Raw genomic sequence first — 14769 nt, forward strand, 5'->3', positions numbered from 1 at the left:
CACTTTATCTATTTTTAAGTTTATAAATAGTCATTATGAAGAAAATTACAGTTGGAGCAATGTTGCTCTCAATGATGTTCGTAGGGGTGAAAGCACAGTCTTTGAAATCACCGGATGGAAAATTTGAAATGAATTTTCAGCTGAAACAGGGAGTACCTTATTACAATCTGAAGTATAACGGAGCTGTGGTGGTGGAAGATTCTAAGTTAGGATTAAGATTATTTAAAGACTCAGCCATTAAATTCGCATCTGAAATTGCCAAAGCAGATGATGCCAAATTTGATTTGAACAACGGATTCACCAAAACAGGTGAAAAACGTGACTCCAAAAACGAAACCTGGCAGCCGGTTCTGGGCGAAAAGAAAAATTATATCAACCATTACAACGAACTTGCGGTGACGCTGGATCAGTCTTCTACAAGCAGGAGTATTGTCGTAAAATTCAGACTGTTTAATGATGGCCTTGGATTCAGATATGAATTTCCACAGCAGAAAAACCTCAATTATTTCGTGATCAGGGAAGAAGATTCTGAAATTGATTTTCCAACCGATATGAAAGCCTGGTGGATCGTGGCAGATTACGATTCTCAGGAATACCAGTATCAGGAAACAAAAATTTCTGAAATTCCTGCACAATGGGACAAAGCATTTGATGCGAATGCTTCACAGGCGTTGGTGAAAAATGCAGTACAGTCTCCGTTAATGCTTAAAAAAGAAGGCAAAGATCCTTTATATGTCAATGTTGCAGAAGCAGCCGTTTTAGATTATCCCGCTTCCCATCTTGAAGTGGATGCTCAGAATTTTAAATTCAAAACCCATCTTACTGCCGACAGACAAGGAGCGAAAGGATATATTCAAACGCCTTCAGTAACGCCCTGGAGAACCATTATTGTTTCTCCAAAAGCAGAAGAGGTGATGGAGTCTAAAATGATTTTCAACCTCAATGAACCTACAAAATATACCGATACCTCTTATATTCACCCTACAAAATATATGGGTGTATGGTGGGAAATGATCATCGGAAAATCACAGTGGGCTTATTCTACAGCTGAAAACGTTCATCTGGATAAAACCGATTTTTCAAAGCTTACCCCGAACGGAAAACACGCTGCCAACAATACAAAGGTAAAAGAATACATCGATTTTGCCGCTGAAAATGGCTTCAAGGGATTATTGATCGAAGGTTGGAATATCGGTTGGGAAGACTGGTTCGGTCATTCAAAAGAATTTGTTTTTGATTTCATTACTCCATATCCAGATTTTGATATCAAAATGCTGAATGATTATGCCCATTCAAAAGGTATCAAGTTAATCATGCACCACGAAACTTCAGGTTCTGCCACAAATTACGAAAGATGGTCAGACAAAGCCTTCCAATTGATGAATAAATATGGCTACGATGCCGTAAAAACAGGGTATGTAGGTGATATTATTCCAAGAGGAGAACACCATTATTCTCAATGGACCATCAACCATTTTTACAGAATTGCTGAAAAAGCAAACGAATATAAGATCATGGTCAATTCCCATGAATCAGTTCGTCCTACTGGAGAAAGCCGTACCTATCCCAATTATATTTCTGCAGAAGCAGCCAGAGGAACCGAATATGAAGCATTTGGTGGAAACAAGCCGGATCACCAGACCGTTCTTCCTTTCACAAGATGGATGGGAGGATCTATGGACTATACACCCGGGATTTTCCAAACCAAACTGGACTATTATTTCCCTGGAGATAAACGTTTTGTAAAAACTACCCTGGCAAAACAGCTTGCGCTGTATGTAACAATGTATATGCCTCTTCAGATGGCAGCAGACCTTCCTGAGAACTATAAAAAACATATGGATGCATTCCAGTTCATTAAAGATGTTGCGGCAGACTGGGATGATACTAAAATTTTATCTGCTGAGCCTGGAGACTACGTGATCACGGCCAGAAAAGAAAAAGGAACTGAAAACTGGTTCGTTGGAGGTATTACTGATGAAAACAAGCGTGAATATACGGTAGATTTCTCTTTTCTTGATAAAGGAAAAAAATATGAAATAACAGTGTATGAGGATGGAAAAGATGCAGATTACATCGATAATCCTCAAAGCTATAACATCTACAAAAAACAGATCAACAGCAAATCTAAACTGAATTTCAAAATGGCCAGAAGCGGCGGTTTCGCTATTTCTGTTAAGCCTGTTAATTAATAGGTAAATTTATATGAATTATGCCCCGGCTCATTCTGTCTTAGGAAAAATGATTCGGGGCATTACTTTTTTATTGCACCCAATTGACCCTGCTTTTCAAAATATAATATTAAATTGAAATCAGATTTCGAATCATGAAAAAAATATTTGTAGTCATCGCGCTTTCAATAGCTGCCACAGCTTTTTCCCAAACAAAGCCTTTAGAAAAGGTGGAACCCACCTTTTGGTGGAAAGGAATGAAAAATCCCGAACTTCAGATCCTGATGTACGGAAAAGATATTGCCAGTAATGAAATTGAACTTTCAGATGGAATCAAAATAAAAAACATTCAGAAAGTTGAAAACCCCAATTATGTATTTGTTACGGTCGATACCCATGAGATCAATGTCCCCAAGTTTAAAATCAATCTTAAAAAAGGAAAAAAAAGCATCAGTTCCTATACTTATGAACTGAAAGAAAGAGCACCCGGATCTGCAGACCGTGAATCTTTTACCTCAAAAGATGTAATGTATCTTATTATGCCGGACCGTTTTGCCAACGGAGATCAAAAGAATGACTCCAGACCGGATCTTATTGAAAAAGCAGACCGAAGCTTGCCAAACGGAAGACACGGCGGCGATCTTCGGGGAATTATCAACAATCTTGATTATATCCAGAACCTCGGGGCAACTTCTGTCTGGCTTACACCCGTCAATGAAGACAATGAAAAAGTATATTCCTACCACGGATATGCCCAAACGGATTTGTATAAAATTGATGGTCGCTATGGCACCAACGAAGAATACCGCGAACTTTCACAAAAACTGAACCAACGCAATATGAAGCTGGTCATGGATTATGTGACCAATCACTGGGGAGTGTCCCACTGGATCATCAAAGACCTGCCTTCAAAAGACTGGATTCATTGGTTTGACGAAGGGAAAAATGGTTTTTACCGCTCCAATTATAAAACAACGACCCAGTTTGACACCAACGCCTCAGAAATTGATAAAAAATATGCACTCGATGGCTGGTTTGATACTACGATGCCTGATATCAATCAAAAGAATCCGCTGGTCTTAAAATACCTGACCCAGAATGCCATTTGGTGGATTGAGTATGCAGAATTAGGTGGTCTGCGTGTAGATACCTATCCATATAATGATAAAGAAGCCATGGCCAGCTGGGCAAAAGCAATTACCGATGAATATCCCAAATTCAATATAGTAGGTGAGACATGGCTGTATACAGCGGGGCAGATCTCTGCATGGCAGAAAAACTCTAAAACAGGAGAAGCAGCGAATTACAATTCAAACCTGCCTTCTGTGATGGATTTTATGCTCTTCGCCGATATGCCAAAAGCCCTTAAAGAAAAAGAAGGCTGGGATACTGGAATGATCAGACTTTACAATGTTTTTACCAGCGATTTCCTGTATCCGGATATCAATAATCTTCTGGTCTTTTTTGAAAATCACGACACCGAAAGATGGAATGAGATCTTCAATGCCGATCCTAAAGCCTATAAAATGGCATTAACCATGATTTCTACGGTCAGAGGAATTCCGCAAATCTATTATGGTTCTGAAATAGGCATGAAAGGCGATAAGAACAAAGGCGGTGATGCGGATATCCGCAGAGATTTTCCCGGAGGATGGACATCAGATTCAAATAATGCATTTAATCCGTCATCACAGACTCCGGAGCAAAAAGAATTTTATCAGTTTAGCCAAAAATTATTAAACTGGAGAAAAGGAAAAGAAGTGATTCATAGCGGGAAAACTAAAAATTACGTTCCTCAGGATGGGGTCTTTGTTTATTTCAGGTATGATGATAAGGACAAGGTAATGGTTATCATCAACAATAATGAAAAAGATCAGACGTTAGACTTAAAGCGTTTTGCTGAATCTTTGGGCAACGTTACCAAAGGAAAAGACATTATTTCAGAAAAAGAATTTTCTATAGAAAAAAATCTTACGGTACCTTCAAAAACTCCAATGGTAATTGAACTCCAAAACTAAATTAATTATACAATGAAAAATATAACAATGATCTGCACGATGGTGCTATTGGTACTTGGTTTTACAGGAATGAATGCCCAATCTAATAGTGCTCAATCTGAAAAAAACAAAACAGAAATAGGAATCATGCTCGATGGTTTCAATACCGCTGCTGCAAAGGCTGATTTCAATACCTATTTCAATTATTTCGCAGATGAATCTACTTTTATTGGAACAGATGCCACCGAAGTCTGGGATAAAAAAGCCTTCATGGTTTGGGCGAAACCGCATTTTGACAAAAAGAAAACCTGGAATTTCACCGCTCTGAAAAGAAATATCTATTTCAGCAAAGATGGAAAACTGGCATGGTTTGATGAACTGTTGGATACCCAAATGAAAATATGCAGAGGTTCAGGAGTCGTTGAAAAAATAAACGGGAGCTGGAAGGTAAAACAATATGTGCTTTCCGTGACCGTTCCCAATGACGTTGTTGATAAAGTAGTTGCAGAAAAGACACCGATTGAGGAGGTATTAATTAAACAATTAAAAGCAAAATAATGGAGCCACCGCACAGTTTACTTTCAAGAAGAATAAAACCTAATCTTTCCATGCCTCAGATCATCAACATGAGTATGGGTTTTTTGGGAATCCAGATGGCTTTCGGTTTGCAAAATGGTAATGCCAGCAGAATTCTGGCCAATTTGGGCGCTGATGTTCATGAACTGTCATGGTTCTGGCTGGTAGCACCCATTACCGGACTTATTGTGCAACCGATCATCGGACACATGGGGGACAATACCTGGAGTCCTTTGGGAAGACGAAAACCGTATTTTTTAATTGGAGCGATCCTTTGCGCCCTGGGTCTCGTACTCCTTCCTAATGCCGCCACGGTGACCCATCTGTTTGCTGCTAACGCACTGCTTCTTGCTGTACTATTTCTGGCGATGATGGATGCTTCCGTTAATATTGCAATGGAACCTTTCCGGGCTTTGGTAGGAGATATGCTTCCCAAACATCAGGGAACCCTGGGCTTTTCTGTTCAGACTATTCTGATTGGGATAGGTGCAGTAGTCGGATCATATATCCCGAGTATACTGACTTCATTAGGCGTGTCCAATGAAGCACCTGAGGGCTTTGTAGCAGATAATGTGATCTACTCGTTTTATGTGGGAGCCGGTATATTGCTACTGACCATTTTGTATACTATTTTTACAACTAAAGAATATTCTCCGGAGGAATTTGCAGCTTTTGAAGACGGAAAAGAGGCCCCGCAGGAATCTTCCAAATTCACGGATATTTTTAAAGATTTTGCAGGTATTCCGGCACAGATGAAAAAACTGGGTGCTGTCCAGTTTTTCTCGTGGTTTGCATTGTTCACGATGTGGGTATTTACGACAAGTGCTTTAGCCACTCACCATTTTGGGCTTTCTCCTGAAGATACCCATTCCAAGGCATTCAATAATGCAGGAGATCTGACCGGGAAACTATTCGGAATGTATAATCTATGGGCGATTCCCTTTGCATTTTTATTAACCCCGATAGCCAAAAAAATAGGAAAGAAACAAACCCATGCATTGGCCCTTTTGTGCGGCGGATTTGGTTTGATTTCCATGTATTTTATTAAAGACATTAATCTTCTGTGGATTTCTATGATAGGCCTGGGATTCGCCTGGGCGAGTATTCTTGCCATGCCTTATGCAATGCTTATTGAAGTAATTCCACAAAGGAAAATGGGAGTATATATGGGAATCTTCAATTTCTTTATTGTTATTCCGCAAATTATCAATGGATTGTTAGGCGGTCCCATTGTAAGCAATATCTTCGGGAATCAGGCTATTGATTATGTTGTAGTTGGCGGTGTCTGTATGCTGATTGGAGCTGTTGTCACCATGATTTTCGTCAAATCAGAAGACGAAACGCCTAAGGAAATAGAAGGAGAGATCAAGCAGGTGCATTTTTAGGGAATAGAGGTTAGAAGATGGCAGATTTTCAACTAATAGATCACAGTAAAAATATAATAGGAGCGGGCTTTAGCCCGCTTTGTTTTATTAACGGTATTTAAATCTACTTAATCTAAAAAATAGATTTCTACATCATCTATCCCCAAACAATTTTATCGAAGTTAAAATTTTAGCATCTTAAAACAGAAGAATTAGGAATAAACTTGCACCTTTGCATTTAACCAAAATAATTACATTTCTCACCTCTGCCACAGCCAAAAATCCTTTCTTAACTTACATCAACACTTTAAAAGGCCTCCAGTCCCTACATTTGTACCATAAAATAATCACAGTATGAAAACAGTATATCATAAAGCAGATTCAAGAGGACACGCAGATCATGGTTGGCTAAATAGCTACCACACCTTCAGTTTTGCCAACTATCAAAACAAAGACAGAATGAATTTTGGTGTTTTAAGAGTATTGAACGACGATACCGTTTCACAGGGAATGGGATTTGGAACACATCCGCACAGGGATATGGAAATTATATCAATTCCCTTGGAAGGAGATCTGGAACATAAAGACTCAATGGGAACTACCGCCGTTATCAAAAAAGGAGAGATCCAGGTCATGAGCGCCGGAACCGGAGTAATGCATAGCGAATACAATAAAAATAAAGATGAAGCAGTGAAATTCCTGCAGATCTGGATTTTTCCTCGAGAAGTCAATGTGGAACCGAGATATGATCAGAAAAGCATCAAAGAAGGTGAAAAAATCAATGGATTCCAGCAGATTTTGTCTCCTGATAAAAATGATGACGGAGTTTGGATTCATCAGGATGCCTGGTTTAATTTGGCTAATTTCAAATCAGGAAACGGCAAAAATTATATGTTGAATAAAAAAGGAAATGGAGTTTATGCCTTCGTTTTAAAAGGAAGCGCCAAAGTAGGAGACCGGGTTTTAAATGAACGAGATGGTTTGGGCATATGGGATACTCAGAGCTTTAATATCGAAGCAGTAGATGACGCTGAGATCTTATTAATGGAAGTACCCATGGACTTGCCGGCTTATTTGAAATAATAATCAAAAACATTAAATAGATAAACAATAAATGAAAGTTTTAGCAATAGCAGGAAGCAATTCAGATGCTTCAATGAACAGACAGTTAGTAGCCTATGCATCATCTCTTTTTGAAAATGCAGAAGTAGAAGTAATAGATTTGAACCCTTTCGAAATGCCCATTTACAAGCACGAAAGAGAATTGACCGGAGGTGTTCCTCAGGAAGCAAAAGATTTTGCCTCAAAAATTGATGGAGCTGATCTTCTTTTGGTGTCATTACCTGAGCACAACGGAACTTATTCTACAGCATTCAAAAACGTGTTCGACTGGGTATCCAGAATCAAAGACAGAACGGTATTTAATCAAGTGCCAATGTTATTAATGTCAACCTCTCCCGGAGGTAGAGGCGGAGCTGGCGTTTTAGAAGCTGCATCGAAGCGTTTTCCTTCCCATGGTGGAAATATTGTCGAAACTTTCTCACTTCCTTTCTTTAATGACAACTTTGATAAAGCTGCACAGAAGATTTCTAATGAAGAGAAAGACAATGAATTAAAAGATAAAATAAAGAAGATAGCAGCCATTGAAACCATCCTTGAAAAATAGAGTTTGAATATTAATTTAAAATTACTATTTTTGCAAAAAGAAAAAAGATGAAAATTCAGACCACTTTTAAAGAATGTTTCTCAGAGAAAGGGAAAACTGTGGACTCTGAAATTCTGAGATAAAATAACGGCCGATAATCTACCAAGATTGTCGGCTTTTTTATTTTCTAAAATCGATATAAAAAGTAATTATAGAAATAAAATGTACCAATATACCAATGTATCAATAGACCCGTTTTTTGGTTTTCCAAACAAAATGATTGTTACATTGTTAAACTGATACATTGCTACATTAATAAAATTATTAAACATGAGCAACACTTACAAATCAGCAGGCGTAGACAAAGAAGAAGGGTACAAAACGGTTGATAAGATCAAAAAAGCAGTAGGCGAAACCCACAACTCAAATGTATTGAACCATTTGGGGAGTTTTGGAGCTTTCTATGAGATCGGAGGATATAAAAATCCGGTGCTGGTTTCAGGAACAGACGGAGTAGGAACCAAGCTGAAAGTAGCTTTGGATACCAAACAGTATGACTCTATCGGTATCGACTGTTTCGCAATGTGTGCCAACGATATCCTTTGCCACGGTGCAAAACCTCTATTCTTCTTAGATTATCTGGCTTGCGGAAAGCTGGATTCAGAAATTGCTGCTGAGATCGTTCTTGGAATGGTGAAAGCTTGTAAAGACAACAACTGCGCATTGATTGGTGGTGAAACTGCTGAGATGCCGGGAATGTACCAGCCGGGAGATTATGATGTTGCAGGATTCTGTGTAGGAATCGTTGAAAAAGATCAGATCATTGACGGCTCTACCATCAAGACCGGAAATAAAATCATCGCTTTGCCAAGCTCAGGATTCCACTCCAACGGATTTTCACTGGTAAGAAAAGTATTTCCTAACTTCGAAGAAGAGTTTGAAGGAAAACCTTTATACGAAACCCTTTTAGTGCCTACAAGATTATATTACAAAGATATTCATAAAGTATTGGAGGAAGTAAAAGTTTCCGGTATTGCCCACATTACAGGAGGAGGACTTTACGAAAATGTTCCAAGAATTATTCCTGAAGGGCTTTGTGCTTCTATCGATGCTGCCAAGATCAAAATTCCTAGTGTAATGCTTGAACTGGAAAAAAGAGGTGGCGTATCCCGTGAAGAAATGTTCGGAACCTTCAATATGGGAGTAGGAATGATCATTGTTGCTGATCCAGATCACGCAGAAAAAGTATTGCACCTTTTAGATGATGCTTACGAAATCGGTGAGATCACGGAAGGAAGCGAGAAAATTAATTTAGCAATATAACAATCGATCAATGTACCAGTGTACCAATTAAACGCATTGTTACATTGTTAAACTGATACATTGTTACATTAACAACATGAAAAACATCGTTATACTCGTTTCAGGTTCCGGGACCAATCTGCAGAGAATCATAGATACCATTGACAGCGGAGAAATCCAGAATGCAAAAGTATCTCTGGTAGTGGCAGACAGAGAATGTTACGGACTTGAAAGAGCCAAAAATCATCATATAGACCATGTTCTGATTCCAAGAGGAAAGAACTTCAGCAATGAATTGGGACAGGTGATTCCGAAAGATACAGATTTAATCGTATTGGCAGGATTTTTATCCATTCTAAAACCTGAATTCTGTGTAAACTGGACCGGAAAGATTATTAATATCCATCCTGCACTGCTTCCTAAATTCGGAGGAAAAGGCATGTGGGGAATGAATGTTCACAACGCCGTTATTGAGGCCGGAGAAAAAGAAAGCGGGGCAACCGTACATTTTGTCACTCCGGGAATTGATGAAGGGGAAGCGATTCTTCAAAAATCATTTGAAGTGACCGCAGAAGATACTCCGGAAACGATAGCAGAGAAAGTTCATCATATTGAATATGAAATATTCCCAAAGGCAATCAATAAAGTTTTAGGAAACAATTCATAGAATCGAAATTCCCCTCCCTTGGAGGGTGGCAAAAATTCAAAGAATTTTTGACGGGGTGGTTATAGAATATTTACCCTTTGCTGAGTGAAACGCCTCTGCGTTTGTTCAACTTGAAACAGATAAAACTTAGCTTGCTTAGCGCTAAAATAATGAAGGCGACGACTTCGCGCAGCCTGACCAATAGAATAGCAACAGATTTTTTTAATGTCTGATTGAGCGAATTTGAAATATATATTAAAAGAAAACACTTCGGATTTTTGATGAAAGAATTTCGAAAAAATTTTAAAAAATCTAAGTAAATAAAAGTAAGGCCGGGGGTGAAAGACCGGGCTACAGTTTGAAATAGCTGTGAAAAGTAAAAAATTGAAAGTAAAATGAGTAAAAAGAGAGTTTTAATCAGTGTTTCTGACAAAAGCGGCCTGATCGAGTTCGCCCAGTTTTTGGAAGCCCAGAATTATGAGTTGATTTCTACGGGAGGAACGTTCAAGCATTTGAAAGATGCCGGTTTAAATCCGATTCAGATCGATGAGGTCACCAATTTCCCTGAAATGCTGGACGGAAGAGTGAAAACCCTTCACCCGAAAGTACACGGAGGTCTTTTAGCAGTACGTTCCAATGAAGAACACATGAAAACCGTTCAGGAACATGGAATTGATCTGATCGATATGGTGATCGTCAACCTTTACCCTTTCTTTGAAAATGTAAACAAAGACATTTCTTTACATGAGAAAGTAGAATTCATCGATATCGGAGGTCCTTCAATGCTTCGCTCTGCGGCTAAGAACTTCGATTCTGTTACCGTAATTACCGATGTAGAAGATTATGCAACGGTAAAACTTGAAATGGAACAAAACGGTGACACATACATCGAAACGCGTAAAAAGCTTGCTGGAAAAGTATTCAACCTTACTTCAGCTTATGACGGTGCTATTTCAAGAATGCTTTTAGATGAAGAATATCCTGCGTATCTTAATGCTTCATACAGAAAAGCATCTGATTTAAGATATGGCGAAAACCCTCACCAAACTGCTGCTTACTACGTTTCTACGTTTGAAAACGGTGCGATGAAAGATTTCGAACAGCTGGGTGGTAAAGAACTTTCTTTCAACAACCTTCGTGATATGGACCTTTGCTGGAAAGTAGTAACCGAATTCAAAGAAGAAATGGCGTGCTGCGCAGTGAAACATTCTACACCTTGTGGCGTAGCGATCGGAACTTCAGCATTGGAAACCTACCAAAAAACTTTCGAATGTGATCCTGTTTCTATTTTTGGCGGAATTGTTGCAATGAACTACAAGATCGATGCAGCCACAGCAGAAGAACTGAACAAAACATTCCTGGAGATCGTAATGGCTCCGGACTTTGATGAAGCGGCTCTTGAAGTTTTAAGAAAAAAGAAAAACCTTAGAATTATAAAAATCGTTAACCCTGTTTCTGACAAACAGACCTGGGTGAAAATTGACGGAGGTATCCTGGTTCAGGATAATGACAATCATTTCTCTGACGATATAAAAGTGGTAACTGAGGTACAGCCTTCAGAAGAGCAGAAAAAAGCCCTTCTTTTCTCTCAGAGAGTCGTGAAGTATGTAAAATCAAACGCGATTGTTGTTTCCAACGGTATTCAGGCCTTCGGAATTGGTGGCGGACAGGTCAACAGAATCTGGGCTACTGAACAAGCCATCGAAAGAGCAAAAGAAAAATTCACAGGAGATCTTGTACTGGCTTCGGACGCATTTTTCCCTTTCCGTGACGTAGTAGATTTCTGCGCTAAAGAAGGAATTAAAGCAATTATCCAGCCGGGTGGAAGTGTAAAAGATCAGGACAGCATTGAAGCTGCTAATGAGCACGGTATCCCAATGATGTTTACCGGGGTTAGACATTTTTTACATTAATTAAAATAGAATTAAAAAATAATTTGGGATTGTATTTATAGCATTCAAAATTATATATTTGTAAAATAGACTAGATAATAAATAAAGTATGAGAATATTAATCATAGGTGAAGGCGGTAGAGAATCTGCTTTAGCAGCAAAGCTTCAGAATGACCCAAGAATTTCTAAAATGTTTTTTGCTAACGGTAATGCTACTACCGATGTAATAGGGAAAAATGTTCATTTATCAGAGATTAAAGAACTGAGAGATTTTGCCATTAAAGAAAAGGTGGATCTTACGATTGTAGGTCCTGAAGCACCTCTTGTAGCAGGTCTGAAGGATGAATTCAAAAAGCACGATCTTAAAGTTTTCGGTCCGAACCAAAAAGTAGCGAGCCTGGAAGGAAGTAAGGCTTTCTCTAAGAAATTTATGCAGACCTATGATATCAAAACGGCTAAAGCGGTAGTATTTGATTCATACAACGATGCTAAAGAATATGTTCAGACACAGCAGTATCCTTTAGTGGTTAAGGCGAGTGGTCTTGCAGGCGGAAAAGGTGTTGTTATTTGCGACAACATTGAAGAAGCTGAGGCTACGATCCACGATTTCATGATCAGAAGAATTTATGGAGATGCTGGAATCCGTCTGGTTATTGAAGAATATTTAGAAGGTTTTGAAGCTTCAATCATTGCATTCTCAAACGGTGAAAAGATTTTCCCTTGTATTGCTGCAAAAGATTACAAAAAAGCTGGAAACGGTGACACAGGACCCAATACCGGTGGTATGGGATCTGTAGCGCCAAGCCCTGATTTTACTCAGGAGCACTATGCTGATTTTGAAAAAAATATCTTACAAACTACCATTAACGGTCTGAAAGGTGAAGGATTCAGCTTTAAAGGAATCATTTTCTTTGGATTAATGGTTACTAAGAACGGAACTTACCTTCTTGAGTACAACATGAGATTCGGAGATCCTGAAACTCAGGTATTAATGGCATTAATGGAAAACAATCTTCTTGATGTGATCCAGGACTGTATGGATGGAAAAGATATCGAGCTTAAGTTTAAAGACGAAAAGGCAGTATGTCTTGTGATGTGTTCCGGAGGTTACCCAAGAAACATAGAAACAGGGTACGAAATTGTAGGAGAAGACAAACTGAAACATTCTAAACTTCTATACGCAGGTGCCATAAGAAAAGCTGACAAAGTAGTTTCTAACGGTGGAAGAGTTCTTAACATCGTTGCTACAGGAGCTACCTATGACGACGCCCGCAAAAAGGTATACGAAGATGCAGCCCACATTCATTTCGATTACGGCTTCTACAGAGAAGACATCGGAAAGTTTTAAAATAAATCACGAAAAAAGATTTGGAACCTTTCCAAGTCTTTTTTTGTAAAACAGTCAATATTAGATACCAGATGCAAGATCTCAGATTTCAGACACCCAAGTCTGATATCTGACATCTCAAATCTCAAATCTCATATCATTAATCAATCATCAATTATCATTTACAAAATGAACAACGGTATTATCATATTAGATTTCGGATCACAGTACAATCAGCTTATCGGAAGAAGAATCCGTGAGATGGGCGTATATTCTGAAATTCTTCCTTTCAATACACCTTTGCAGGATATTCTTGCCAAACAGCCCAAAGGAATTATCCTTTCCGGAGGACCAAGCTCTGTGAACGCAGAAAATGCTCACCTGGTAGAAAAAGAATTGTATGAACAAGGAATTCCTGTATTGGGAATTTGCTACGGAATGCAGCTCACCGCTCACCTTTTAGGAGGAAAAGTAAACAAAGGTGAAAAAGGAGAGTACGGAAAAGCTCATTTGGATATTATTAAAGAAAATGCTTTGTTAAAAGGAGTTACTCAGAATTCTATCGTATGGATGAGTCACTTTGACGAAGTAGGAGAATTACCTGCAGGGTTTGAATTAAACGCAAAATCAGGGGTCATTGCTTCTATCTCCAATGAAGACAAAAAAATATACTGCGTTCAGTTTCACCCGGAAGTTTCTCATACAGAAGAAGGAGGAAAAATGCTTGAAAACTTTGTTTTCCCAATCTGTAATGCTGAAAAAAACTGGAAACTGACGAACTACATCGAAAAAACAGTTGAAGAAATCCGTGAAAAAGTAGGAGACAGCAGAGTGATCCTTGGACTTTCAGGAGGAGTTGACTCTTCTGTAGCAGCAGTTTTAATTCACAAAGCAATCGGTGATCAGCTGACTTGTATCTTCGTGGATACTGGTTTATTGAGAAAAGAAGAAGGCCAGAAAGTAATGGATAACTATGGAGAACACTTCCATATGAACATTAAAATGGTTGATGCTAAAGAAAGATTCCTTTCAAAATTAGCTGGAGTAGACGATCCGGAACAGAAAAGAAAAATCATCGGAAACGAGTTTATTCATGTTTTTGATGAAGAGTCTCATAAAATTGAAGGGGCTAAATTCTTAGCTCAGGGAACCATTTATCCTGATGTTATTGAAAGCCAGTCTGTGAACGGACCCTCTGCAGTGATCAAGTCTCACCACAACGTAGGAGGACTTCCTGAAGATATGGAATTCGAATTATTGGAGCCTCTAAGAGAGCTTTTCAAAGATGAGGTAAGAAAAGTAGGTGAGGAGCTAGGTATTCCACATCATTTGGTACACAGACACCCATTCCCGGGCCCTGGATTAGGAATCAGGGTATTGGGAGCTGTAGACGCTGAAAAAGTGAAAATCCTTCAGGAAGCTGACGATATTTTCATCGAAGAATTATACAAAAATGATCTTTACGAAAAAGTATCGCAGGCTTTTGTAGTCCTTCTTCCTGTAAAATCAGTAGGAGTAATGGGAGACGAAAGAACCTATGAGTACACTGCTGTAGTTCGTTCTGCCAACACCATCGACTTTATGACGGCAACCTGGAGCAGACTTCCTTACGAGTTCCTGGATACAGTATCCAGCAGAATCATCAACGAAGTAAGAGGAATCAACAGAGTAGCTTACGATATTTCAAGCAAACCGCCTGCAACGATTGAGTGGGAGTAATTTTCACTTAAATTAATATACATAGATCCAGCCTCTGGACTGCCCCCAAAAAGTTAGACACTTTTTAGGGGCATTTTTTATGTATAGAAAAGAAAAATTTAGCGTTGCTTTCAAATTAGAATGTATTAAA

General features: G+C 38.8%; 11 protein-coding genes. All 11 read left to right on the top strand.

The window, feature by feature from the left end:
• Positions 1–35 precede the first annotated feature (35 nt).
• A complete protein-coding gene (locus BUC06_RS22640; protein WP_073336814.1) occupies positions 36–2192 on the top strand; it encodes a glycoside hydrolase family 97 protein in 2157 nt (718 codons plus the stop codon).
• Positions 2193–2326: 134 nt separating this feature from the next.
• Positions 2327–4189, top strand: a complete 1863-nt coding sequence (locus tag BUC06_RS22645) for a glycoside hydrolase family 13 protein (RefSeq protein WP_073336816.1) — start codon at positions 2327–2329, stop codon at positions 4187–4189.
• A gap of 12 nt (positions 4190–4201) precedes the next feature.
• A complete protein-coding gene (locus BUC06_RS22650; protein WP_181876086.1) occupies positions 4202–4726 on the top strand; it encodes a nuclear transport factor 2 family protein in 525 nt (174 codons plus the stop codon).
• A complete protein-coding gene (locus tag BUC06_RS22655) occupies positions 4726–6129 on the top strand; it encodes an MFS transporter (RefSeq protein ID WP_073336818.1) in 1404 nt (467 codons plus the stop codon). Before BUC06_RS22650 ends, BUC06_RS22655 begins: the two co-directional genes overlap by 1 nt.
• Before the next feature lie 333 nt (positions 6130–6462).
• Entirely contained in the window at positions 6463–7191 is a 729-nt protein-coding gene (locus tag BUC06_RS22660; RefSeq protein ID WP_073336820.1) for a pirin family protein, read from the top strand.
• A 31-nt stretch (positions 7192–7222) separates the two neighbouring features.
• On the top strand, positions 7223–7774 hold the full coding sequence (locus BUC06_RS22665; RefSeq protein ID WP_073336822.1) for an NADPH-dependent FMN reductase: 552 nt from the start codon (positions 7223–7225) through the stop codon (positions 7772–7774).
• Between the two features lie 309 nt (positions 7775–8083).
• The gene (gene purM / locus BUC06_RS22670) at positions 8084–9076 is read left to right on the top strand and encodes a phosphoribosylformylglycinamidine cyclo-ligase (RefSeq protein ID WP_073336824.1); all 993 of its coding nucleotides are present in this window, start codon (positions 8084–8086) and stop codon (positions 9074–9076) included.
• Between the two features lie 76 nt (positions 9077–9152).
• Complete coding sequence (gene purN, locus BUC06_RS22675) at positions 9153–9722, top strand: phosphoribosylglycinamide formyltransferase (RefSeq protein WP_073336826.1); 570 nt, start codon at positions 9153–9155, stop codon at positions 9720–9722.
• A gap of 374 nt (positions 9723–10096) precedes the next feature.
• A complete protein-coding gene (gene purH / locus BUC06_RS22680) occupies positions 10097–11614 on the top strand; it encodes a bifunctional phosphoribosylaminoimidazolecarboxamide formyltransferase/IMP cyclohydrolase (protein WP_073336828.1) in 1518 nt (505 codons plus the stop codon).
• Positions 11615–11702: 88 nt separating this feature from the next.
• Complete coding sequence (gene purD, locus BUC06_RS22685) at positions 11703–12941, top strand: phosphoribosylamine--glycine ligase (protein WP_073336830.1); 1239 nt, start codon at positions 11703–11705, stop codon at positions 12939–12941.
• Positions 12942–13109: 168 nt separating this feature from the next.
• Positions 13110–14639 (top strand): glutamine-hydrolyzing GMP synthase, encoded by a 1530-nt coding sequence (gene guaA, locus BUC06_RS22690; RefSeq protein ID WP_073336832.1) that lies wholly within the window; start codon positions 13110–13112, stop codon positions 14637–14639.
• The last annotated feature ends 130 nt before the right edge of the window (positions 14640–14769 follow it).

Source organism: Chryseobacterium carnipullorum (assembly GCF_900142785.1).
Classification (GTDB): Bacteria; Bacteroidota; Bacteroidia; order Flavobacteriales; family Weeksellaceae; genus Chryseobacterium; species Chryseobacterium carnipullorum.